General features: G+C 60.1%; 12 protein-coding genes. 3 read left to right on the top strand and 9 right to left on the bottom strand.

Annotation, left to right across the window (positions count from 1 at the left end; all coding sequences use genetic code 11):
- Nucleotides 1-4 precede the first annotated feature (4 nt).
- The 9 genes from AC07S6_RS09960 to aspA all read right to left on the bottom strand — a co-directional run bounded on the left by AC07S6_RS09960 (nt 5) and on the right by aspA (nt 21,858).
- Complete coding sequence (locus AC07S6_RS09960) at nt 5-4,627, bottom strand: dermonecrotic toxin domain-containing protein (RefSeq protein ID WP_495112227.1); 4,623 nt, start codon at nt 4,625-4,627, stop codon at nt 5-7.
- Between the two features lie 152 nt (nt 4,628-4,779).
- Nucleotides 4,780-9,378: a dermonecrotic toxin domain-containing protein gene (locus AC07S6_RS09955; protein WP_495112226.1), complete on the bottom strand. Its 4,599-nt coding sequence runs from the start codon at nt 9,376-9,378 to the stop codon at nt 4,780-4,782.
- A 139-nt stretch (nt 9,379-9,517) separates the two neighbouring features.
- Complete coding sequence (locus AC07S6_RS09950; RefSeq protein ID WP_495112225.1) at nt 9,518-10,609, bottom strand: polyamine ABC transporter substrate-binding protein; 1,092 nt, start codon at nt 10,607-10,609, stop codon at nt 9,518-9,520.
- Nucleotides 10,606-11,640: a histone deacetylase family protein gene (locus tag AC07S6_RS09945; RefSeq protein WP_495112224.1), complete on the bottom strand. Its 1,035-nt coding sequence runs from the start codon at nt 11,638-11,640 to the stop codon at nt 10,606-10,608. Before AC07S6_RS09945 ends, AC07S6_RS09950 begins: the two co-directional genes overlap by 4 nt.
- Before the next feature lie 126 nt (nt 11,641-11,766).
- On the bottom strand, nt 11,767-12,759 hold the full coding sequence (locus tag AC07S6_RS09940; RefSeq protein WP_495112223.1) for an AraC family transcriptional regulator: 993 nt from the start codon (nt 12,757-12,759) through the stop codon (nt 11,767-11,769).
- Nucleotides 12,760-12,820: 61 nt separating this feature from the next.
- Nucleotides 12,821-17,425, bottom strand: coding sequence for a hypothetical protein (locus tag AC07S6_RS09935; protein ID WP_495112222.1), 4,605 nt, complete (start codon nt 17,423-17,425; stop codon nt 12,821-12,823).
- A 116-nt stretch (nt 17,426-17,541) separates the two neighbouring features.
- Nucleotides 17,542-18,519 (bottom strand): asparaginase, encoded by a 978-nt coding sequence (locus AC07S6_RS09930; RefSeq protein WP_495112221.1) that lies wholly within the window; start codon nt 18,517-18,519, stop codon nt 17,542-17,544.
- Between the two features lie 76 nt (nt 18,520-18,595).
- Nucleotides 18,596-20,041, bottom strand: coding sequence for an alanine/glycine:cation symporter family protein (locus AC07S6_RS09925; protein WP_019818140.1), 1,446 nt, complete (start codon nt 20,039-20,041; stop codon nt 18,596-18,598).
- Nucleotides 20,042-20,433: 392 nt separating this feature from the next.
- Nucleotides 20,434-21,858 carry an aspartate ammonia-lyase gene (aspA, locus tag AC07S6_RS09920; protein ID WP_003195657.1) on the bottom strand — a complete coding sequence of 475 codons (1,425 nt, stop codon included), beginning with the start codon at nt 21,856-21,858 and terminating at the stop codon, nt 20,434-20,436.
- 181 nt (nt 21,859-22,039) lie between these two features.
- Here aspA and AC07S6_RS09915 point away from each other — a divergent pair, with 181 nt between their 5' ends.
- From AC07S6_RS09915 to AC07S6_RS09905, 3 genes are all read left to right on the top strand, one after another.
- Nucleotides 22,040-22,948, top strand: a complete 909-nt coding sequence (locus tag AC07S6_RS09915) for a LysR substrate-binding domain-containing protein (protein WP_019818139.1) — start codon at nt 22,040-22,042, stop codon at nt 22,946-22,948.
- Nucleotides 22,949-23,281: 333 nt separating this feature from the next.
- Entirely contained in the window at nt 23,282-23,773 is a 492-nt protein-coding gene (gene purE, locus AC07S6_RS09910; protein WP_003195648.1) for a 5-(carboxyamino)imidazole ribonucleotide mutase, read from the top strand.
- Nucleotides 23,774-23,784: 11 nt separating this feature from the next.
- Nucleotides 23,785-24,870 carry a 5-(carboxyamino)imidazole ribonucleotide synthase gene (locus AC07S6_RS09905; RefSeq protein ID WP_014720520.1) on the top strand — a complete coding sequence of 362 codons (1,086 nt, stop codon included), beginning with the start codon at nt 23,785-23,787 and terminating at the stop codon, nt 24,868-24,870.
- Nucleotides 24,871-24,904 lie beyond the last annotated feature (34 nt).

The raw sequence follows: 24,904 nt of genomic DNA, 5'->3' as shown, positions 1-24,904 counted from the left end.
CCGATCAGTTGTTGAAGAACAGCGACTTGGCCAGTTGCTCACCGATACTGCGGCGGTGGATTTCTATGATGTCCCAGTCACTGGGCCCGGTACGTTGGTGGGCGCCGCCGAGCCGATGTTGTTCGCGGGTCTTGAGATGATCCTTGGTGAAATTCTCCAATGCAGCGTTCTTGGTTTCATAGTGAAAGTGCGCGTACCACAGCGCCGTGCCATTCTCGTTATCGCGAATCTCGTACTCGTCCAGAAAGTCCTTTCTGGGCCCCTTGAGGGCACGCCGAGTGATGACCTTGACGATGGTGATCAGCCCCTGGCTGTGCAGCCAGTTCACCCGTTCCGCGGTTGGGGGCTGGCGCTTGATCATGTCGATGTAGGTTTCTTTGCCCTGCCGATAGAAACGTTGTGCCGCGTCTTTGAGATGACGATTGGTCACAGCAGCGGAGGTATGTTCGCTTTCTGTGAGATTGCGCTGGGTCAGCGCTTCTTCGATGTTCTTTGACGCGTCTTCCAGCGTCTTCGCATAGTCATCGAACATATCTTGAATGTCTTGCGGAGCATGCCAGGGCTTTGTTGAGAAACCCTTGTATTTGCGAATTTCGGCGTGTTCGCCCTCCAATAGCGTTTGCCCAGCGTTGATGCTGGTGTCCAGGTCCACCGAAACAGGCACGGGTGGGTGCAGCGCAGTTTTGTGCCGTGTGACCCACACCCCTGGCGACTTTTCATGGAATGTGGCGATCACCTTGCCGGTCATGCCGGCCCTGACGTCTACCAGGGAACTGTCGGTTTCACGCGGTTCGCCCATTACCAAGCCGTGATGGCGTGTTTTGATTACTTTGCGCCGCGGGCGGGGCTCGGTCTTCGAGCTGCCGGGCTTGGGCTCCAGGGCTTTCTTCGTTCGCAGCATTTGCGCCAGGTCGTGCACGGCCCGTTGGCTGAACTCGCCAATCTGTTGGCGGAAACTTTCCAGGCGGCTTTTGTGCAAGTGTTGTGGGTAATCGGCGTGAAGATCGAGCAGGCGCTGGTCGGCACTGGAAAATTGCTCTACCAGGCTGTTGAGTACATCGATGCGCTCATCCAGCGATGCGCCATTACCGCGTTCCACAATCTCATTGAAACTCTCGACGTTCAGTTCGGCGCTATCGACGATCTGGCCCATCCGCTCGCGCAGCGTGGCGGGGATCTGGCGTTGCTCTTCATCGATACACAAGTAGCGGCCCAGGATGATCTCCAGGGATTTGAGTTCAGTGAGGGTCAGCTGTGGCAACTCCCCGATGGTTTTACGAATGACGGCTGCACCCTCATCTCCCAATGCTCTGAGATCGTTGAAACGGTCGTTGATGAACTGCAGGCGCTTGATGATTGCCTGGTTCAGGGTGGACAGGTCTTGGGCGCTGCGAGCCTGGTTTTTATAGTCGATGTCCACCTCGGCGTCGAGGATTGGGGACGACGACTTCAGGGCCTCCCTATAACTCACCACTTGTTGCTCCAAAGCGATCTGAGTCAGTTGCAATTGCTGTTTCAGGTAACCGCTCATAGTGCTCTGGTAGGTGGGCACCGTGTCGATGATGCTCAAGGACTTCAGTTGGCTGATCGCTTCGTCATACGCCGCCAGCCGGCTGTCGACTTTACCGATGAACGTTGTACGCCGAAGGTCCGTGGATGGGCCAGGGGCAGCGTCCAGCGCAGGCTTTGCCTCAAGCACGTCCAGCTGTTGGCGGGCGGCGACCGCGTCGAAGGCGTTGAGTTGAGTCATAAGTGCGGCAATGCGCGCCGGCTGATCGATCTTGACCGCACGCCGCCGGTTTCGAAGACCGCCGCCGCGTAGCCGCAAACGGACATCGACAAACCATTGCCCCGCGAGGTTGCCGATCAGCGGTGGGCCGGTACGCGAAGGTTCCTTCGGGTCGATGATGACGACGCTGTCGTTGTCATCCACCGTGACCTCGAACCAACGCTCGCTGACCGGTGCGTACCACTTATCTGCAAGCGGATAGAGATTGAGATGGTGACCGGGTTTTTTATTTTGTTCACCGAGTTTTTCGGGCTTGGCGACCTTGAAGCTGTCGAGCGTCTTGGCCAGTCCGAGGCGGCTGTGACTGAGGGCTCCGCGAGTGTGCACGGGGCCTTGATGCTTGGCTGAAAGTTGGCTGTCGGAAATAGTGGCCTGTTGGACTGAAGTAAATGTCTTCTCGGTAACGGACGGCCTGCCTACCGTTTCAATCGTCGTTTTCGTGGGTTCAGTGCCGACCCTGGGGGGAGCGGATCGCTTGGACGCTCGAGGGTGGCGCAGGGCGATGTGCAGCGTTAGGGCCATGCCGAGGTTGAGGAAGACATCCACCAACGCTGTCCAGGAGGCGGGCTGGTCACTCTTGTTCACGGCCTCCTCAGCGGCCTGCAGGTCGTCCATGATTTGCCAGACCCAAGCGGCGATGCCAAGGGTGCGGCCCAGGAAGGGCAGGGCGGCGTTGAAAATTTGCCAGCCGGCCTGTCGAAAGGTCGCCCAGCGTTTCTGCACGTTGGACACCGACTGGCGTGTCGCCAACTCGACCATGGCATTGGCGTTGGCCTTGAACAGCGTGGCAAAGATGTCATTGCCCATTTCTTCATCGCTCAACGTCACCGGGCCACTCATGTACAGCACGGTGAGCGGTTCGACCAGTGCGCGCACCACGGTCCAGGGCGAAGGAAGGGTGTCGGGGAAAACGTATTGGGCGTAGTTGAATCTTTGCGGTTCAGGTAGCCAGGCCAATACCGACTCGCGCAAGGAGCGCTCATGTTTGATGGCATAGAGCAGGTTTTGCCGCGACGCAAATTGCATCAGGGCCGGCTCCAGCAATGGCCGATAGAGTACGCAGGGACCGTTGCCGGAATGCTTCGGGCCAATCACGAACATATTGGTGACCACGTCTTGCTCAGGCCCGGGGCGCAGACTGGGCACGAAGGCCAGGCGGCGGATGACAATGGGGTGCCCGTCTACACGGCGCGCATGTTCATCGGGATGCATGACGGCGGCGACGTAGCGATAACCCAGCTCATCGAAGCCGCCCTGGCTGCGGATTTTCATCTGCAAGGCCAGCAACGGCAGTTGAATCTGCAGGTGGCGGATGTAGAGCTGTTGGCGGTGACTCGACTGGGTGGGGTCATCGAGCAGTTGCTGTTTGACCAGCGCGGGGTAGCGCTGACCGATGTCGATGTCCTCGATCACGTCTTTCAGGTAGCTGTAGGTCAGCCATGCGGGCACGTCACCGCCCCTGCCGTTGTAGTGCACTGTCACGTTGCCGGTGGGCAGGCCGGTGAGGTTTTCCAAGGCCAGTTCGATCAGGCTGCGTCGTGTGGTGTCCACGGCTCCGGGGACGATAAACGTGCCCCACAGCACTGGGCTCTCGATAACGATTTCGATGTTATCCAGGTTCAGGCGCGCCCCCGCTTGGGGGGAGCGGATAAGGTTTTGCAGCTGTGTCCGGGCGTAGTCACGAATGGCTGGAATGCCGTCCTGAAACGTTTCGCCGTGATAATGGCTGTGCAGTTGGGCCAGGTTGATCATATAGCGGCCGTAGGCGGCGATATCGGAGTCCGTTGCCGAAGCCAGCCAGTCTGGAAGTTGTCGGTGAATATCGCGGATATTCGACAGCTGGTGATCGCTCATTTCTTCGATACTGGGCACGATGCGGGCAACCGTGGTCGCGGGCACCTTTGCTTCGGCCAGGTTACCCAGGCCGGATTCGCCATAACTGCCTATGGCGTAGATTTGCAACGAGATCAGATTGCAGGCCAGCGTATCGAAGAAGTTGCCGTCGGGTTCATACAAGCGCCATTGCAAGGTGGCGTCCCTGGCGGGCGCACTCATTCGCGCAGGCAGCGCGGCACCCAATTGTGCCAGTGACTCGAACGTTTCATACCCGCTCACCAACGAGTGCGTCAGGATCATCGGGCGATTGGCGTGCTCGCCCACCAATACGGTGATATCCAGGAAGCTGGCATGGGTGGACCGGCCGGCTTCAAGAATGTCCACGTCGACCAGGTACGCGTGGGTCTTGTAAGGGTCTTTCAGCGAGCGTCTGGCCAGGTCGGGTTCCTGGAAAAATGCACGTGCCATCGCGCTTTCGTGCTCACTCAGGCCTTGCTCTTCGGTGATGTTCCACACCTTCCTCAGTGTGCTGGATAAGGATTGCCAGCGCGGACCGGTGGTGCCATTGGACGCGTTCCAGAAGTCCAGTTGCTGTTCCTGGAATGCAGTGAACAGCAGGTCGGATAGCTCGTTGATCAGGCGTGCGATGGCATCGATTTTCACTGCCAGATGCACAGGAATCAGAGCGTACGGCTGCAAGGTGAGGAAATGTTGGCCGTCGATATAGGTCACTCTCTCGCTGGACAGTGCCTGGCGGGCCAGCACTGAGGTGAGCGATTCGACAGTGGCCGGCGCACGCACGACGTCGTTGCCGACCACCACCCATTGAGGGCTGACGACCATGGCCAGGTCGGGTTCGATATCCAGCGTGGGATATAGCGCCTTGATGGCTGAGCGCAATGCCGTTGCGGCCACTTCGCGGATAGTGGGGCCACTGGTTAACTGGGTCAGCAGTTCATAGGTAGTAGGTGGACGGTGATTGTTGACAGTGTCATTGGGCATGCGCAGCTCCTTTGCATTCAATGGCCCGTACGGGCTTTAAGGAACGCGCAAGGTAGCGAGCGACGTTACCGCAGGGGTGGTAGATACGTCGCGCTGCGGCTGGCTGCGGTCATGAGTCGAGGGCGCGAACGCCCCCGCCTCAGGGGGGCGAGTCATTTCACCGTGAAAAACAACCGCCGGGCCTGGTCTAGATTGATTTCACTGAGATACACCGCGGTTTTCTGCTTCTCGCCAAGGCCGTTGAGGGTGTCGGACTCCGCGCCACGGGCGTGCTCCTGCGGGGTTTTCAGGCGCGCGCGCAGGAATGCCTTGGCGGGCACCCAGTCGGTTGAGTAATGAAAGTGGGCATACCACAGCACGCTATGGTCTTCGCGGTTGTGGATGGTGTACTCGTCCAGATAGTCCTTCTCCGGGCCTTTGAGCCGACGCCGCGTGACGGTTTTCTTGATGACGACCTCTTGGTTTTTCAGCAGCCATTCCAGGGCATGCACGGTGGGTGGATGCTTTTTGAACAACAACGACTTGTAGCGTGAAGCCTCCTTGTAGAGGGCTTGGGCCGCCTCGTTGAGCTTTCTGTCCACAAGCGCAGCCGAGTCCTTGTGGCTCTCGGTTGCGTTGCCTTGGGTGAGGGCCTCTTTAATATTCGAAGACGCCTGTTCCAGCACCAATGCGTGCTGGTGAAACAACGTTTCTATGCCGATGGCCGTGCGCTCCGGCTTGGCCGCTTGTTCGGCGGTCCGCTGCTTGAAAGTCTCCAGTGCGTCCAACAGGTCCTGTGCCTGTTTGATGCGGGTGGCAACGTCCACGACAACACTGGGTTGTGTTTCGGCGGGCGTTACGCGCTGCACCCAGACGCCTGCGGGCTTTTCGTGGAAGGTCGCCATGATGTCCTGAGTCAGTGGAGATCTGATATCTACCAGACCGGTTTCCTCGCCTGTTGCTGACAGGCGTGGGTCACCGACCAGCACACCGTTGTAACGCGTATAAATGACTTTTTTCCTGGCTTTAGGCGGGGTCGGCGGCGGAGTTGGCCGGTTTCTGATGGCGTCCCGGTCACTGTGCAGCAGCTCCAGGTGGCCAACGGTTTCGTTGTAGAAGCTGCGGATTTTTTCACGCAGGCGCGTAAGGGGGGTGGTCAGTGCAACGTTGGTAAATTCCGCTGGAAAGTCCTGCAAGCGTTCATCGAGGACATTGAACTGTTCGACCAGGCTGCCCACGGTTTCGATGCGTTCGTCCAGACGCGACTCGCTGCGTTCGAACAGGGTTTCACGCAAGGTCTGAATCGACAGATTGGCGCTGTCGACAATACGGTCGATGGCGTTCCAGGCATCCGGAGCCGTGGTCATGCTGTTTTCGTCCACGCACAGATTGCGCGCCAGGGTCACTTGCAGGAACCTGAGGTCGCGGGCTGTGTAAATCGGCAAGCTTTTGCGGTGTTGGCAGATAGCCTTGAAGCCGGATCGCCCCATCGTTCTAAGCTGAGCGAACCGCGACTCTGTGTAGTTCAGGCGTTCGATCATGTCCTGGCTCATCTCGGTCAAGGTTTGGGCGTCCTCGATATGACGCTCGTCGGGATGGCTGGCCTGGCGCTCAATCTGGTCCAGCACGGTTTTAAGCTTCGGCGTGAACGCGACTTGAGCTTCGCGTATACCGGTTTCCGTCAGGTCCAACTGGGCGCCGACGTAGCGCACGACTTGCTCTTGATAATTGGCAGTCGGGGCAAACACATTCAAGACCTTGAGTTGTTGCAGCGCCGTTTCGTAGTTATTTCGCTGGGCCTCGAGCTTTTGCAGGTAGATCTCACGGCGGGCATCGGCCGAAGTGCTGGCCTCGGTATCCTCCATCTCAGCGCGGGCTGCCTGTATCTCCAATTGCGTGGCGCTCTTGTTTCGCTCAAATTCTGACAATCGCCGCTGGGCTTCCACTGCCTTGACGTCCGCTTCGGATTTGGACCTTTGCTGTTGTTTTTTCGGGCCGCCGCCGCGCAGACGCAAACGCGTGTCGATGAACCATTGGCCCTGGGCGTTGTGAATCAACGTCGGGCCCGTGCGCTCCGGTTGTTTGGGGTCGATGATGACCACTGTTTCATCGTCATCGGTGTTCACCTCAAACCAGCGCTCCCCCACGGGGGCGTAGTAGCGCTGTGCATGCCGGAATAGGTGCTGGTGCTGGCCTGCCGCGCTTTCAGCGGGGCCCAGGCCGTCGGGCTTATTGATTTTGAAGCTGTCGAGCAGGGTGGCAAGTTCGCCAGGGGCGCGCTTGACTGCGCCACTGATGTGCAAGTGAGGTGAGTGTTTGGACGCCAACGCCTGGGTCAGGGACGGCTGTTGTTTGACGGTGACGTCCGTGGCGCTTGTCGGCTGCGGCAGGGTTGGCTGGGCCTTGCGTGGGTAGCCTGGACGGTGGCTGCGGCTGGCGACATGCAGGGTGATGGCCATGCCAAGGTTGAGCAGGACATCGGTGAGCGCCGACCACTCGGCTTGCTGCTCACCGTGCTCCTGGGCCTCGATAAAGTTCTGCAGTTGATCGACCACCTGCCAGATCCACACCGCCGTGCCCACGGTACGACCGAGAAAGGGCAGCACGGCGTTGAATATCAGCCAGCCGGCTTGCTTGAACGTGGCCCAACGGTTTTCGGCATTGGAAACCGATTGCCGATCCGACAGTTCGATCAAGGCATTGGCGTTGGCTTTGAACAGAGTGGAAAATCGGTCGCCGTTAAGCACTTGTTCACCCAGCGCCATGGGGCCGCTCATGGTCCATAGTTTGTCAGGCTCGATCAGGTAATCGGCCACCTGCCAAGGCGTAGGCAGTGCGCCGGGGAATACGTAATTGGCGTAGTCGTTACGCACCGCATCCGGTAGCCAGGCCAGTACCGACTCGCGCAGGGTGCTCGATTGCGAAATCCCATAGATCAGATTGGCCGGGGTTGGGAACTGCATCAGGGGTGGTGTGAACATCGGTCGATACAACAGGCATGGGCCGGCCGTCAGGTCCTCGGGGCCGATCACGTACATGTTGGCAACGGTGTCCAATGTCGCTTCCGCGCGCCGCAGGGGCCGAAACGCCAATGGCCTGAGCACAATGGTTTGCCCGTCAACCTGGCGGTCAGTGGCCTCGTCTTGTAACACCGCCGCCACATAGCGGTAGCCTCGCTCGTCAATGCCTTCTTGCTGGCGAATCTTGGCTTGCAAGGCCTGCATAGGCAGTTGGATACGCAGGTGCTGGCTATAGAGGGTTTTACGGCGTAATGACTCTTGCGGGTCGTCCAGCAGTTTTTGTTTGATCAACGCGGGATAGGCACTGCCGATATCGGCATCGGTGACCAAGTCTACAAAATAGCCTGAGGTCATCCATCCAGGCAGGCTGAACCCCTTATCGATCTCGACAGATCGATTGCCGGTCGGCAGCGCAATCAGGTTTTGCAAGGCCAGTTCTACCACGCTCAAAGAGGTGGTTTCGAACTGACCCGGCACCACGAAGGTGCCCCAGATGACCGGGCTTTTCACCGTCAGGCGGATTTTATCCAAGGGAACGTTGGCGCTGGCAGGATGATCCTTGATCATTTGCGCCTTGATCACCTTCAACGCGTAAGCCTCGATGGAGGGAACGTCGTCGAGGTAAGAGCGGCCGGCATTCTGGTTGTGCAGGGCGGCGAGGTCCTTCAAGTGCCGGGCAAAGAAGTTCTGGTCGGCGACGGACGCCTTCGTCAGCCAGTCGGGCAACTGGTTCTGATACCAGGCAAGCCCTGGGCCCTTTTCAGGGGCAAGCGGGGCGATGGCTGGCGGCGTGCCGAGGACGACATCGGCGTTATGGGTCTGGCGCAGGTCCGAGAAGTCGATTGCACCCACGGCCTCGACCAGCACGGACACCATTGCGCAGGCCTGATGATCAAAAAAGTCGCCATCAGGCTCGAACAGCCGCCAATGAATTTCCTGGTTCGAAGCAGAGGCTGGCAGGTGCAACGACAATGAATTGCCCAGGTGCTCCAGCGAAGAAAATTTTTCATAGCCCTTGAGCAGTGAATACATGAGGATCGAACGCTGCCCTTCATGTTCGCCGAGCAGTACCGCGATCACCACTTCATTCTGGTGCGTCACGTGGTCAGCGTCGACGCGGTCGATATCGATCAGGCAGGCCTTGAGGTTGTAAGGGTCTTTGCCCTTCCTGTCGGCTTTATCGGGGTGGGTGAACAGGGTGCGCGCCATGGCGCACTCGGTGGCGCTCCAGTCGTCTGCGGTCTCGACATTCCAGACTGCCCGCAACATGCTCGACAACTCGTGCCAATGGGGGCCGCTGCCGTTGGTTTGATTCCAGTAGGCGACCAACTGTTGCTGGAAGGCCCGCAGCATGACAGGAGCCAGCAGGTTGAGGGTTTTGGCGATTTCACAGATACGCACGGGCAAGTGAACCGTCGGCTCGACGATCGGTTGCTGGGTGAGAAAGTGTTCGCCCTCGATGTACAGGGTCGGCACTGACAGAACTGCCTGTTGAGCGAGGATGTCGCTGAGTGCCTGATATTCCGTGGGCCCCGCGACAATCTCGTCGTCAATCAGTCGCCAGGTCGGCGTGCCGACCATGGCGATGTCCGGGTTGATATCCAGCGTCGGGTACTGTTCCCGAAGTGACTGGCGCAACAGAGCCGATGCGGTCTCCCTGAATGAAGGGCCGACATAGAGTTGGGTGAACAGCGCTGAGCGCTCATCCAGCCGTTTGGCGTTCGTGTGGTTATTTGCAGCGGGTGAGGTCATAGAGTGGCTTCCCTGTCTGACCGGTTGATGGAGATAGCCCGAGGTATAGGTTCGGAATTTCCATGCTAGGGCTCGGCCAGACAGGTAGGCGGTGCTTACATAGGCCTGCTGTTAAATGCACGTACGCCAGTACAGCGCTTCACCTCCCGGACTTAATCTTGGTCCAGGCCCTTGTCCTGGCGCGTTCGGCTTTGCTGTCCAGGGGTTTGAGGGTGTAGAGCGTGGTCATGGCCGTGTCGGTCGGGTACAGGTTGGGGTTGTTGCGTATGGCCGGGTCGACCCGCTCGGTAGCGTCCTTGTTCGGGTTGGGATAACCGACAAAATCGCTGACCGGTGCGATGACGTCGGGTTGCAACAAATAGTTGATGAAGGTGTAGGCGTCGCCCGGATTTTTAGCGCCCTTGGGAATGGCGAGCATGTCGAACCAGATCGGCGCGCCTTCCTTGGGCAAGCGCATGTCCACGGTCACGCCATTCTTGGCTTCCTTGGCGCGGTTGGCGGCCTGGGAAAAACTGCCGGAGTAGCCCACCGCCACGCAGATATCGCCATTGGCGATGTCCGCCATGTATTTGGAAGAGTGAAAGTAGGTGATGTACGGGCGGATCTTCATCAACAGCGCTTCGGCCTTGTCGTAGTCCTTGGGGTTGCTGCTGTTGGGGTCCAGGCCCAAGTGCTGCAACGCCAGGGGCAGGATCTCCGAGGGCGAGTCCAGCAGCGCGACGCCGCATTGCTTGAGCTTGCTGATGTTCTCTTCCTTGAAGATCAGGTCCCAGCTGTCCACGGGGGCGTTGTCGCCCAGGGCCGCCTTGACCTTGGCTGGGTTGAAGCCGATCAGGATGGTGCCGTACATGTAGGGCACGGCGTATTGATTGCCGGGGTCGTTGGCCTCGATCAGCTTCATCAGTTTGGGGTCAAGATGGTTCCAGTTCGGCAACTGGCTGCGGTCCAGGGGCTGGAACACACCGGCTTCGATCTGCTTGGCCAGGAACACGTTGGAGGGTACCACCACGTCATAGCCGGAGTTGCCGGTGAGCAGTTTGGCTTCCAGGGCTTCGTTGGTGTCGAAGATGTCGTACACCAGCTTGATCGACGGGTGCTGGGCCTTGAAGTCTTCCAGCGCCTTGGGCGTGATGTAGTCGAACCAGTTGTAGACCTTCAGGGTTTTTTCTTCGGCCTGGGCTACGCCGCTGACAACCACGGCGCACAGGGCGAGCGACTTGAGTATGTTCATTGGGCTGCTTCCTCGAAACCTTCCAGCACGTTGACGGCGTTGATGCCGATTTCCTCCACCGCGTAGCCGCCTTCCATCACGAACAGCGTGGGCTTGCCCAGGCGGGCAATGCGCGCGCCCATGGCCAGGTAGTCCGGGCTGTCGAGCTTGAACTGCGAGATAGGGTCGTCCTTGAACGTGTCCACGCCCAACGACACCACGATGACGTCGGCGGCGTAGCGCTCGATCTCGGCGCAGGCCTGTTCCAGCGCCGCGCTCCAGGCCTGCCAGCCGGACCCGGCCGGCAACGGATAGTTGAAATTGAAACCCGCGCCTTCGCCTTCGCCGTGCTCATCGGCATAACCGAGGAAGAACGGAAATTCTGCCTCCGGATGGCCGTGAATCGAGGTGAACAGCACGTCGCTGCGCGCATAAAAAATCGACTGCGTGCCGTTACCGTGGTGGTAGTCCACGTCGAGGATCGCGACCTTTTTGCAGCCTTGATCAAGGAATGCCTGGGCTGCGATGGCCGCGTTGTTGAGGTAGCAATAACCGCCCATCAAATCGCTGGCGGCGTGATGCCCCGGCGGGCGGCACAGGGCGAAGGCACTGTTGGCGCCTTGCGCGATGGCGGCCTGCGCGGTAAGGGCCACTTGCGCCGCGCTGTAGGCCGCTTGCCAGGTGCCGGCGGTGATCGGCGCGCCACCATCGAAACTGTAATAGCCCAATTGGCCGTGCAGGCTGGTGGGAAGCACACGGCGCAACGTACGAGCGGGCCAGGTGTAGGGCAACAGGTCGCCGTCCTGGCCATACTCGGTCCAGCGTTGCCAGGCGCCTTTGAAGAAGTCGAGATAGTCGCGGCTGTGAATACGTTGCAGCGGCGCCAGGCCGAAGTCCTGAGGGGCCTGCACGGGGCCCAGTTCACGGTCCTTGACCCGTTGCAGCACGTGATCGGCACGCGAGGGCATTTCGAAGCAGGGCATCAGTTGCCCGTCCATCAGTTCACACCGGCCATGGTGCAGGTGGTGATCGTCCGAGTAGATCGTCAGCATATTGTTGTTCTCCGAAGGCTCTGGGTATGTCTTGCAGTGTTGCCAGACGCCGGGTTTTGGAGAACGGCAGGAGCGGCCAAAAGGGGATCGATATGGCCAATGTCTGTGTCCGCTATTCGCCCCTTGCTAAGGCCTGAACTGGCTCGGCGCCACACCGCTCCAGCGCACGAACGCGTGCCTGAAGCTCGCGGTCTCGCTGAAGCCCAGTTGCTCGGCGATGCGGTAGATCGGCAGTTCATCCTCCCCCAGTAACTGCTTGGCACGTTCAAAGCGCAGCTCATCGAGCAGCTCCTGATAGCTGCATCCCAGGGTGTGTAGATGTCGGCGCAGAGTACGTGCCGAACAGTTCATTTGTCCTGCCAGTCCCTCCAGGCCCGGAGCAGCACTCAATTGTGCGGCCAGCAACAGGCGCACGCGCCCCAGCCAGGCCTGGCGACCGGTGAATTCGGCATTCTGCCGGCGGCAGCGCTCCACCATGGCGCAGTGGGTGACGGCGTCGGCCAGCGGCAGGGGTTGATCGAGCCAGTCACGGTCGAAGGCAAAGGCATTAGTGGCGGCGCCAAATTGCAGCGGGCAGGCAAACCGTTCGGCATAGCGTGTTCGATAGTCGGGCGCAGAGTATTCAAAGCGTGCTCCGAGCAGTGGAAGGGGCTGGCCGAGCAGGTCCTCGCAGATGACTTTCAGCGAGAGCAGACAGAACTCGACATTGAACGTACGCAGCGCTGGATCTTCGCGATAGTCACTGGCGCGGAACCAGACACGCTGGTCGTCCTCTTCCAGGCTCAGTTCAAAAAGTGTTCCCAACAGCGCCGGGTAGCGCAGGGCCAGGCGCAAAGCGTCACCGAAGGTGGCACTGGTGAGCAGCGCATAACCGAGCATGCCGTAGGACGACACATGCATGCGCCGGCCCAGTTCCAGGCCGATGTCCCGGCGTAATGCCACGGCGTTGGCGCATACGCGCATTTCCTGATGGGTGGTAATGCGGGTGTCGGCGCGGCTCAGGTCGGCACTGGCGATGCCACTGCCGGCCAGCAGGCTTTGGCTGGGGATGCCGTCGGGCTTGAACGTCTCCAGTATCAGTGAGACAGCATTGAGGGTGGTCAGGTGTGAGTGCAGCATGATGGAGTCCAGCCTGGGTTTGTCAGGCTGGAGCAAGTTATGTGCCGTACCGGGCGGCCGATCAATCGAGATTGTCGGGGAAAAACCATTGCTGCGCTTGCGCCAGGCTGATGCCACTGCGATAGAAGGCGATTCGCTGTTCGGTGGTGAGTCCATTTACATCGTCTGCGGCGCTGCCCAGGTCGCGCTCTTTTGGCGTTTTGAGACGCGCCGAAAGAAACCGCCCGAACGAGGATTCCGGCGTCGGGTAATGGAAATGGGCATACCAGAGCACCACCTTGGTGGTCGTGTCGGTCAGGGTGTACTCGTCCAGGTAATCCTTGGTGCTGCCTTTTAGCCTGCGCCGTTTCACGGTTCTTTTGATTTTGATCAGGTCATGGTTCTTGAGCCATTCCACGCCCTCGATGGTCGGTGCCTGTTGCGGGATCATCTTGCGTAAATGCTGATTGGCCTGTTCGTACAGGGTTGTCGCGGCATCTTCGAGTTTTTTGCGCATGGCGACCGCGGGATGCTCCGTGCTTTCCGTCGCATTGATTCGGGTCAAGGCTTCGTCGATGTCATCGACGGCTTGCTCCAGTAACTTGGCATGCTGGTGCAGTACGTATTCGACGCCGATGGGCGTGCGCGAGGTATCGTTCGATTGCTCGGTCACGCGCGCTTGAAAATCCGATAGCCCGTCCAGCAGTGTCTGAGCCTGGCTCACGCGGGTATCGACAGTGACTGCGGGGCGAGAGGGCTGCGGCGTGTCCGGGTCGACATGCTGGACCCAAACGCCTTTGGGCTTCTCGTGAAAGGTGGCGATAACTTTACCCGTCAGGGGGGAGCGGATATCCACCAGGCCGGTTTCAAGCCCCGCCGTGGTGAGGCGCGGCTCACCGATCAGGGTGCCGTTGAAGCGCGTACGGATGAACTGCTTCACTGGCCTTCGCGGCGTAGGCGGTCCCAGTGGGCGAGCCCGAAGTTGTTCCAGTTCCACATGCAGCGGCGCCAATTGAGCGCTGGCGCGGCGGGCGAAATCACGTAGCGATTCGCGCAGGCGGGCGAGTGGTTCGGAAAGTGTTTGCTCGGGAAACTCCTGAGCAACATCCTGCAAGCGCTCATCGATGAACTTGAATTGCTCGACCAGGCTGCTCATCGTTTGAACACGTTCGTCCAGGCGAGACTCGCTACGCTGCTCCAGCGTATCGCGAAGGGTTTGCACGGCGATGTCGGCATAGTCGACGGTCTCGACAAGCATCTTCCAGGCGCCGGGTTCGGTGGTAAGGGATTGCGGCTTGAGGCATAAGTTGCGCGCCATCGTTACCTGCAGTGCTTTGAGATCGTCGCTGGTGTAGCCAGGCAGTTGCATCTTGATGCTGCGGGTCAGCTCGACACCGGCTCGGCCCAAATGCGTGGATTCGGTAAAGCGTAATTGCGCGTACTCCAGCCGCTCAATCATTTGCCGGTTCATCTCGGCCAGTTGCTGGAAGTCAGCGATGTGGCTTGCCTGGGGTGAGGACGCATGAGCTTCAAGTTGCTCCAGGACTTTTTTGAGTTTGGGCGCGAAGGTGGTTTGTTCCTCGGTGATGGCGGCCTGGTTGAGCTCCAATTGAGCTTTCAAATAGCCGAGCGCTTTTTGCTGGAAATCAGTGACCGGGCTGAAGATATTCAGGGTCATCAGTTGTTGCCGCGCCTCTTCGTAACTTGAACTCTGGTGGCTGAGTTTCTCCAGGTACGCCTGGCGTTTGGCCTGTGCGGAGGTGCTGGGTGCCTCGCTCATCTGCGTTCGGGCGTATTGCAACTCGCGCTGAGCGTCTTTTTTGGTCTTTTCGAACGTCACCAGTTTTTCGCGCAGTTCGATCGATTTGGTCTTCGCCAGGTCTTTGGCCTCCTTTGTCAGGGTTGCGGTGCTGGTCCCGCCCAGACGCGCCCGTCGCTCGACGAACCACTCGCCTCTGGCATTGTGGACCAATACCAGCCCAGTGCTGGCCGACTGTTCAGGGTGGATGATCACCACAGTCCTTTCACCGACTACTGTCACTTTGAACCAGCGTTGGCCTACAGATGCGTAATAGTGCTGCCCGTGTCGATAGAGGTGTTGGTAAGCCCCCTCTTCGGTAATCGGACCTTGCAGGTCGGTGGGTTTATCGACTTTGTAGCTGTCCAGCGCCGCTGCCTGGCTGGCTGTTGTCCGTTTGATCGCGCCGGTGGTGTTCAACAGGCCGGCATGGCCGGGAGGCGGTGCGTGGGACTCCAGCTCAGGCAGCTGCTCCACGATCAGGTGCAGGGTGGTCTCGGCGGGGCCGGGTGGTGTGGGCAAGGGTGCCTGGGGCTCAAGCTTGGCAGGCTCGGAGCGAGCGCGGTTGCGTTGAGCCGCATGTAAGGCGAGCGCCATGCCCAGGTTGAGCAGCACATCGGTCAGGGCCGACCATTTTGCCGGTTGGTCGCCACGCTCCTGGGCCTGGACGAAGGTTTGCAGTTGGTCGACGACCTGCCAGATCCATGCGCCGGTGTTTGCCAAGCGCCCCATGAACGGCATGGCTGCATTGAAAATCAGCCACCCGGCTTTCTTGAGCGTGGCCCAGCGACTTTCAGCATTCGATACCGATTGGCGATCAGCCAGCTCAATCAGGGCGGTGGCGTTGCTGTCAAACAGCGTGGTGAACATGTCGCCATTGAGCAGGTCTTCGCCAAGGGCCATCGGGCCGGTATAGGTCCAGATTTTGTCAGGCTCCACCAGGAAGTCCGCTACCGCCCATGGCGAAGGCAGCGAACCGGGGAACACGTAGTTGGTGTAATCGCCGCGCACCGAGTCCGGTAGCCAGGCGATGACCGAATCGCGCAGGGCGGTGGATTGAGTGATGGCGTACAGCAGATTGGCCGGTGACGGAAATTGCAGTAATACCGGCTCGAACAATGGGCGGTACAGCAGGCAGGGGCCGGCTTCGATACGCTGTGGGCCGATCACATACATGTTAGTCACCACATCGTGACCGTTGTCGGTGCGGCGCTTGGGGTTGAAGCTCAAGCGGCGCATGACGATGGCCTGGCCGTCGACGCTACGGTCGGCGCTCTCGGGTTGCATCACGGCCGCGACATAACGGTACCCGCGTTCGTCGATTCCGAATTCCCGTCGAATCTTGTGCTGCAACGCCAGCATCGGCAGCTGGATGCGCAGGTGTTGGATGTACAAGGCCCGGCGGCGTGTGGATTCGGTCGCGTCATCCACCAGTTTGCCGCGGATCAGGGCAGGGTAGGTGGTACCGATATCGATGCGGGTAATGAGTGTCTCGATGTAATCGACAGTCAGCCATGTGGGGAGGGATTGGCGCGAATCCATGCGCAGGGACTTATTTCCGATGGGCAGCGCGATCAGGTTTTGCAGCGCCAGCTCGGCGAGGCTGAAGGTCGTGGTGGCGGTATGGAAAGGAACGGTGAACGATCCCCACACCACCGGGCTACTGACCTGCACGCTTACTTTATCCAGCGCCAGTTGTTGCGCTTGAGGGTGGTCTTTGTCGATCTCGGCTTTCAAGCGGTCCAGCGCGTACTGCCCGATGGCAGGGATATCGTCCTGATAAGTCTTGCCTGCGTTCAGGCTGTGCAACGCGGCGAGGTTCTTGAGGTGCCTTGAATAGAGCGTCTGGTCAGTGCTGGAGGCGCCGGCCAGCCAGTCCGGCAGCGCCGTCTGGTACCAGTCCAGGCCGGGCCCAATGGCATCAGACTGCGCCATACTGTCCGCGACTGTATTGATCGGCGCGGCAGGCGTGCCTTGGGCCGCGATCATGTCCCGGCTGCCTTGAAGCTGCAGGGCAATCAGTTTGAAGGCCAGGTGATCGAAATAATTGTCATCCGGTTCATAGAGGCGCCACTCCAGGCGGTCATAGGCCTCCACTCCCGCCAGTTGAATCGACAAGGATGCTCCCAACTGCTCCATGGAGGTGAATTTTTCGTAGCCGTTGTCCATTGAGTAGCTGAGGATCAGGGTCTGCTCGCCCGATGTCCCGACGAGCACTGCGTTGAATACCAGGTCCGTGTGCTCGGTTTTCGTGCCCCTGATCAGGTCGACGTCTATCAGGTAGGCGTGGCTCTTGAAACGATCGTTGAGCTGGCGAACCGCGCGGTCCGGCGCATGGAAAAGGCTGCGGGCCAAGGCGCAATCCTCTTCGCTCCAGCCCTCGACATGCTGGACGTTCCAGATATCGCGCAAGGTGCTGGAGAGTGTGTGCCAGCGAGGGCCGTTGCCGTTGCTCTCGTTCCAAAAACCGACTAACTGCTCCTCGTAGGCGCGGGGAATGACTTTTGTCAGGAGGTTGATCGTGTTGGCGATTTCTACCATGCGTATTGGCAGGTGGACGGCCGGCTCTACTAGCGGCTCTCGGGTCAGAAAATGTTCACCCTCTATGCACACGGTCGGCATCCCGGTGACGGCCTGCCTGGCCAACAAGGTGCTCAGAGGTTCATAGAGGGTTTGGCCGGCAACGATCTGGTCATCAATAAGCGCCCAGGTAGGGGTGCCCATCAGCGTATTGTCCGGGTCGATATGGAGATCTGGATACTGGTCTTGCAAGGACTGGTGCAGCAGTGTTCGGGCAGTCTCGGTGTAAGACGGTACAACGTTGAGCAGCAGGGCGATCAGTTTGTCCTGGTGACTATCGTCCTGCGAGGTGGAGCCTGAAGCGGTCATTGTGCAGCCCTGTTTTGCCGGTGGATGGGAACAACCCGAGGCGGATGCTCGGGGTTCCCATGCTAGAAAGGCGCAGGTCAGGGCTGGTGGTGCTTATGTAGCAAGGATGGCCGGGTTCAACTGGACTCGATGAGCAAGTCCAGTTCCACCAGGCGCCGCACTTCGTCGACGTCAAGGCCGGCACCCAGCAAGGCATGCAGCTTGCCGAACGCGGCTTCGCGGGTCATCCCACCGCCGGACAACACACCGACGCCGCGCAAGCGGCTGCCGGCCTCGTAGACATCCAGCTCTACACCGCCTTCATGGCATTGAGTAATGGCGACCACCACCACACCTTGATCCTGCGCACGCTGCAAGCTGGCGAGGAATTTCGGGTTATCGCTCGGCCCGGTGCCGCTGCCGAAGCACTCCAGCACCAAGCCCTGAATGCCGCTGTCGATAATTGCGTCCAGCTGTGCAGCGTCGAAACCGGGTATCAGCGGCAGTACGCCGACGTTCGCCAAGGCTTTGGGCTGACGATAGGCCAGCGCTGCTGGCAGGGTTTCGGCACGGGCGAAGTCATCCTGGCGTTGCAAGGCTGCGAATGGATTACGCCCAAAACTGCGAATCTTCGCGCAACGGGTCGGCGCCATCAGCGCGCCATGGAAGTACAGGTGCACACCCGGCTTCAGGCCTTCGCCCAAGGCCGTCAACGCACCGCTGACGTTTTCCCAGGCATCGCTGTCGGGCACACCGGCCGGCAGCATCGAACCAGTGAACACTACCGGCGCCGGCAGGCCCAGCAGCTGGAAGCTCATGGCCGCTGCGCTGTAGGCCAGGGTGTCGGTGCCGTGCAGGATCAGTACGGCATCGCAGCCGGCGTCTACCGCCTCGACCACGGCGCTGCGCAGGCGTTGCCAGTAGGCGGGGTTCATGTTGGCGCTGTCGATCAGTGGTGACATTTCCCGGAAGCGCCACGCGGGCAGGTCTGCGTCGGCGAACTGTTCACGCATGCGTACTTCAAAACCAGACGCGGGTGCCAGGCCATTGGCGCTGGCCTGCATGCCAATGGTGCCGCCGGTATAGAGCACCATCACGTTATTAGCTGATTGCATCGAAAATCTCCTGAACGAAAAACGCCGCCGGGCCCAGAGCATGCCCAAGGCCGGGCGGCGTGTCATCTAGCCGTGATTAACGTTGCGCTTGAGCGCTCAGTTCAGCTGCCGGAGCCGCCTCGGTTTTCACCGGGTTGGCCGGCCAGGCCTTGCGGTCCAGGTCCAGGTCGGGGAACTGGCTGGAATCGAACACCGGGGTCTTGATACCCGCCGCGCGCTGGTTGTCGTAGTCGTTGAGGATGCGCATGGCAATCTTGAACAGGAACGCCAGGGCGAACAGGTTGACGAACGCGAGCATGGTCATGGTGATATCGGCGAAGGCAAACACCGTGCTCAAGTTTTCGATGGAGCCCCAGAAAATCAGCACCAGCACCAAAGCGCGATAACCCATCAGCACCTTGCGGTTATTGCCGACCAGAAAGCGCAGGTTGCTCTCGCCCAGGTAGTAGTTGTACATGATCGAGGTGAACACGAACAACGCCAGGGCCACCGAGATGAACATGCGGCCCCAGTCACCCACCACCGCCGCCAGGGAGTTCTGGGTCAGGGCAATGCCGTCGCCTTCAAAGCCTGGGGTGTAGAAACCCGACAGCAGGATCAGCAACGCAGTACAGGTGCAGATCACGAAGGTGTCGAGGAACACGCTGAACGCTTGCACCACGCCTTGAGCGATAGGGTGTTCTACCGACGCCACTGCCGCCACGTTAGGCGCACTGCCCAAGCCTGCTTCGTTGGCGAACACGCCGCGTTTTACACCCATGATGATCGCGCTGCCCACCAGGCCACCGAAGGCTTGGTCGAGGCCGAACGCGCTCTTGACGATGGTCGCGAGCATGGCCGGTACGTGGTCGAATTGCAGCACGATCACGTACAGGGTCACGGCGATGTAGACCAGAGTCTTGACCGGTACCAGCAGGTCGGCAATCGAGGCAATACGCTTGATCCCGCCAATGAACACCAGGCCCAGCAACACCGCCAGCGCCAGGCCGGTGTAGGTGGTGTCGAGGCCAAACGCGTTATTCAACGAGTGCGTTACAGCGTGGGCTTGCAGGCCATTGAAGGCAAAGCCGAAGGTCACCAGCAGCAGGAACGCCATGACCATCCCCAGCCAGCGTTTCTGTAGGCCGTGCTGGATGTAATACGCCGGGCCGCCACGGTAGGTGCCTTCAGCGTCGGTGCGCTTGTACAACTGGCCGAGGGAGCACTCGATAAAGCTCGAAGACATGCCCACCAGCGCGGTGACCCACATCCAGAACACGGCACCCGGGCCACCCAACGTCACGGCAATGCCGACACCGGCGATGTTACCGGCACCCACGCGGCCGGCCAGGCTGAGCATCAGCGCCTGGAACGAGCTGAGTTGACCGGCGCTGCTCTTGAGGCTGTCTTTAAACACCGAGAACATGTGGAAAAAGTGACGCAACTGCACGAAACGCGAGCGGATCGTGAAATAACCGCCGAGCCCGACTATGAGCACGATCAGTACTTTCCCTGAGAGGAAGTCGTTGATGACTTCGAGCATGGAGTGTTCCTCGCTGATTTTTCTAATGGCAAACGCAGGACGGTCCGACGCATCGCTCGGCACCAGGCAGTGCACGACGCTCGATCCCCATCCTTTTGCGGGTGTTGTTATTCATGCGCTTTCGCGTGGTTCCCGGGCCTCGTTACCGACAGCCGCAGACGCGAAGAGGGGCGGCACTATACCTAGGCGAGCGTGATCCGTCTGCACGGGGCGATTAAAGGTTTCAGCGCGGTCGCGGAAGGGGAGGAAGGTTTGCGGTGCGATATTAGATTTTTTATGGGCGTCATGGAGCAACCTCAAGGCAAAAAAAAGGGCCTGAAGAACGAGCCTTCAGGCCCTCAAAAGGTGAGAGGTGTCTAGTCCCTCAACCTGGTGAGCGGTGCAACAAACGCTTAGGCCTTCAGCGGGACCAAACGTGGGGCAATCATGTTTTCCGGGCGCAGGATGTCGTCGAGCATGGCGTCGTCGAGCAAGCCTTCTTCACGCACCAGTTCCAGCACGCCGCGCCCGCTTTCAAGAGCGATACGCGCAATGCGGGTGGCGTTTTCATAGCCGATATACGGGTTCAGCGCGGTGACCAGGCCGATGGAATGCTCCACCAGTTCGCGGCAGCGTGCTTCGTTGGCGGTGATGCCGACGATGCAGTGCTCGCGCAGCATGTCCATGGCGCGTTGCAGCAGGCGGATCGAGTCGAAGATCTTGAAGGCGATCAGCGGCTCCATCACGTTCAACTGCAGTTGGCCGCCTTCGGCTGCCATGGTCAGGGCCAGGTCGTTACCGATGACCTGGAACGCTACCTGGTTGACCGCTTCCGGGATTACCGGGTTGACCTTGCCGGGCATGATCGAGCTGCCTGGCTGGCGTGCCGGCAGGTTGATCTCGTTGATGCCGGTGCGTGGGCCGCTGGACAGCAGGCGCAAGTCGTTGCAGATCTTCGACAGCTTCACGGCGGTACGCTTGAGCATGCCGGAGAACAGTACAAAGGCGCCCATGTCGGAAGTGGCTTCGATCAAGTCGGCCGCCGGTACCAGCGGCTGGCCGCTGATGGTGGCCAGGCGTTGTACGGCCAGGGCCTGGTAGCGTGGGTCGGCGTTGATGCCGGTACCGATGGCGGTGCCGCCCAGGTTCACTTCGGTCAGCAGCTCCGGTGCCAAGGTTTTCAGGCGGGCCAGGTCTTCACCCAAAGTGGTGGCGAAGGCGCGGAATTCCTGGCCGAGGGTCATCGGCACGGCGTCTTGCAACTGAGTGCGGCCCATTTTCAACACATGGCTGAACTCGGCGCCTTTGGCGGCGAACGCCTGGATCAGGCTGTCGAGGCTGGCCAGCAGCGCGTCATGGCCCAACAGCAGACCCAGGCGGATCGCGGTCGGATAGGCGTCGTTGGTCGACTGCGCCATGTTCACGTCGTTGTTGGGGTGCAGGTACTGGTATTCGCCTTTCTGGTGACCCATGGCCTCCAGCGCGATGTTGGCGATGACTTCGTTGGCATTCATGTTGGTTGAAGTGCCGGCGCCGCCTTGAATCATGTCCACCACGAACTCTTCGTGGAAATCGCCGCGGATCAGACGAGCACAGGCTTCGCTGATGGCAGCGTGCTTGGCTTCGCTGAGCTGGCCCAACTCGCGGTTGGCGTCAGCGGCCGCTTGCTTGACCATTGCCAGACCGACCACCAATTTCGGGTAATGCGAAATCGGAACGCCCGAGAGACGGAAGTTATTCACCGCTCGCAGGGTCTGGATGCCGTAATACGCTTGCGCCGGTACTTCGAGTACGCCAAGCAGGTCTTTTTCGGTACGGAATGATGCAGCAGAGGACATGACGGAAATCATCTCAATATGGACCCGGAACTGGCCGGAACGCTGCGAATGCTAGGCTTGTAGAACTTTTTGGGCCAATGCTGTTAAACACTGGCCTATGCACAAACGGCATAATGTGGATGTGACCCGGTTATCTTGGCGGGCGTGTGTGCCAAAATGGTGCATTCCGTGGGAGGCAGTGATGAACCTTGAGAGCAAGTGGTTGGAAGACTTCAGCGCCCTGGCGGCGACGCGTAGTTTTTCCCAGGCGGCTGAGCGGCGCTTTGTCACCCAGCCGGCGTTCAGTCGGCGTATCCGCAGCCTGGAAGCCGCGTTGGGGCTGACGTTGGTCAACCGTTCACGTACGCCGGTGGAACTGACAGCGGCCGGGCAGTTGTTTCTGGTGACGGCGCGCACCGTGGTCGAACAGCTCGGTGAAGTACTGCGCCATTTGCATCACCTGGAAGGCGGGCAAGGCGAAGTCATGCAAGTGGCGGCCGCCCACTCCCTGGCATTGGGGTTCTTCCCGCGCTGGATCGCGCAGTTGCGCAACGAGGGCTTGAATATCGCCACGCGGCTGGTGGCCACCAACGTCGGCGACGCCGTGCACGCCCTGCGCGAAGGCGGTTGCGACCTGATGCTGGCGTTCTACGACCCGGACGCGGCGATGCAAATGGACGCCGAGATTTTCCCGTCGCTGCACCTGGGCAACACCGAAATGCTCCCGGTGTGCGCCGCCGATGCCGAGGGCAAGCCGCTGTTCGACCTGGAGGGCGAGGGCAGCGTGCCGCTGCTGGCCTACAGCGCCGGCGCGTTCCTTGGCCGCTCGGTGAATTTGCTGCTGCGCCAGAGGGCTCTGCGCTTTACCACCATCTATGAAACCGCCATGGCCGACAGCCTCAAGAGCATGGCGCTCGAAGGCTTGGGAATCGCCTGGGTACCGCAGTTGAGCGTACGTGCAGAGTTGGCGCGCGGCGAATTGGTGGTGTGCGGCGGGCCGCAATGGCATGTGCCGCTGGAGATTCGCTTGTATCGCTGCGCGTTGGTGCGCAAGGCGAATGTGCGGTTGTTGTGGCGCAAGCTGGAAGGTGGGGCGGCGCAAAGCGCTTGAGCCCAGCGCAGAACACATGTGGGAGCTGGCTTGCCTGCGATAGCGGTGTGTCAGCCAACCTATTTTGCGCTGATCCACTGCTATCGCAGGCAAGCCAGCTCCCACAGGATTTCGCGGTGTTTTCGCTGACTCTTAAGTCAATAAAACCGCCACTTTGCGCCGCTAGACAGATGGTCATCCCAGGGGCTGTTTATCTGGATTATTACGGTATACTGCGCGGCCTTCGGCCGGTCCAAACCGGCCTTAATTCGTACACCAAGCCACGCTGGATTTCCCGCGTGGCTTGTTGTTTTTTGACGCGCCTGCGGGCGCCCAGAGAGAAGAGGCACGACGATGAGTGCATTGGTTGGCGTGATCATGGGCTCCAAGTCCGATTGGTCCACCCTTAGCCACACCGCCGATATGCTGGAAAAACTCGGCATTCCGTACGAAGTGAAGGTGGTCTCCGCCCACCGCACCCCGGATTTGTTGTTCCAGTATGCCGATGAAGCAGAATCCCGTGGCATCGAGGTGATCATCGCCGGTGCCGGCGGCGCCGCGCACTTGCCTGGCATGTGCGCGGCCAAGACTCACCTGCCCGTGCTTGGCGTGCCGGTGCAGTCGTCGATGCTCTCGGGCGTGGATTCGCTGTTGTCCATCGTGCAGATGCCGGCTGGCATTCCGGTGGCAACCCTGGCAATCGGCAAGGCCGGCGCGATCAACGCAGCCTTGCTGTCCGCCAGCATCCTGGGCGCCAAGCACCCGCAGTTTCATGCGGTGCTGAAAAAATTCCGTGCTGAGCAGACAGACAGCGTGCTGGACAATCCAGACCCACGCATCGCCTGAGGTTGTTGACGATGAAAATCGGTGTAATCGGTGGCGGCCAACTGGGCCGCATGCTGGCTTTGGCGGGTACGCCGCTGGGGATGAACTTCGCTTTCCTGGACCCGGCGCCGGACGCCTGCGCTGCGGCCCTGGGTGAACACCTGCGCGCTGACTACAGCGACCCGGACCACCTGCGCCAACTGGCCGATGAAGTCGACCTGGTGACCTTCGAATTCGAAAGCGTCCCGGCCGAAACCGTGGCCTTCCTGTCGCAGTTCGTGCCGGTGTACCCGAGCGCCGAAGCCTTGCGTATCGCTCGCGACCGCTGGTTCGAAAAGAGCATGTTCAAGGACCTGGGCATTCCGACGCCGGCCTTCGCCGACATCCAGTCCCAGGCGGACCTGGACGCGGCGGTCGCCAGCATCGGCCTGCCGGCGGTGTTGAAAACCCGCACCCTGGGCTACGACGGCAAGGGCCAGAAAGTCCTGCGCACCGCGGCCGATGTGGTCGGCACTTTTGCCGAGCTGGGCAGCGTTGCCTGCCTGCTGGAAGGCTTCGTGCCGTTCACTGGCGAAGTCTCGCTGATTGCCGTACGCGCCCGTGATGGCGAAACCCGCTTTTACCCGTTGGTGCACAACACTCACGTCAACGGCATCCTGAAAGTGTCGGTAGCCAGCACTGACCACCCGCTGCAGGCCCTGGCCGAAGACTATTCCAGCCGTGTGCTCAAGCAGCTGGATTATGTCGGCGTGATGGCGTTCGAGTTCTTTGAAGTCGACGGTGGCCTCAAGGCCAACGAAATCGCCCCACGCGTCCACAACTCCGGGCACTGGACCACCGAAGGCGCCGAGTGCAGCCAGTTCGAAAACCACCTGCGGGCGGTGGCGGGCTTGCCGTTGGGCTCCACGGCCAAGGTCGGCGAGAGCGCCATGCTCAACTTCATCGGCTCTGTACCGCCGGTGGAGCGTGTGATGGCGATCGACGATTGTCACGTGCATCACTACGGCAAGGCCTTCAAGGCCGGGCGCAAGGTCGGCCACGTCAACCTGCGCTGCAAGGATCGTGCGACGCTGCAGGCGCAGATCCTCAAGGTTGAAGCACTGATCGCCGAACAATAAGCCTGGCCACGGCGGGAACCATTGGGGTTCTGCG

Source organism: Pseudomonas sp. GW821-FHT07B01 (assembly GCF_059419065.1).
This window is presented reverse-complemented; position numbering and strand designations above follow the sequence as displayed.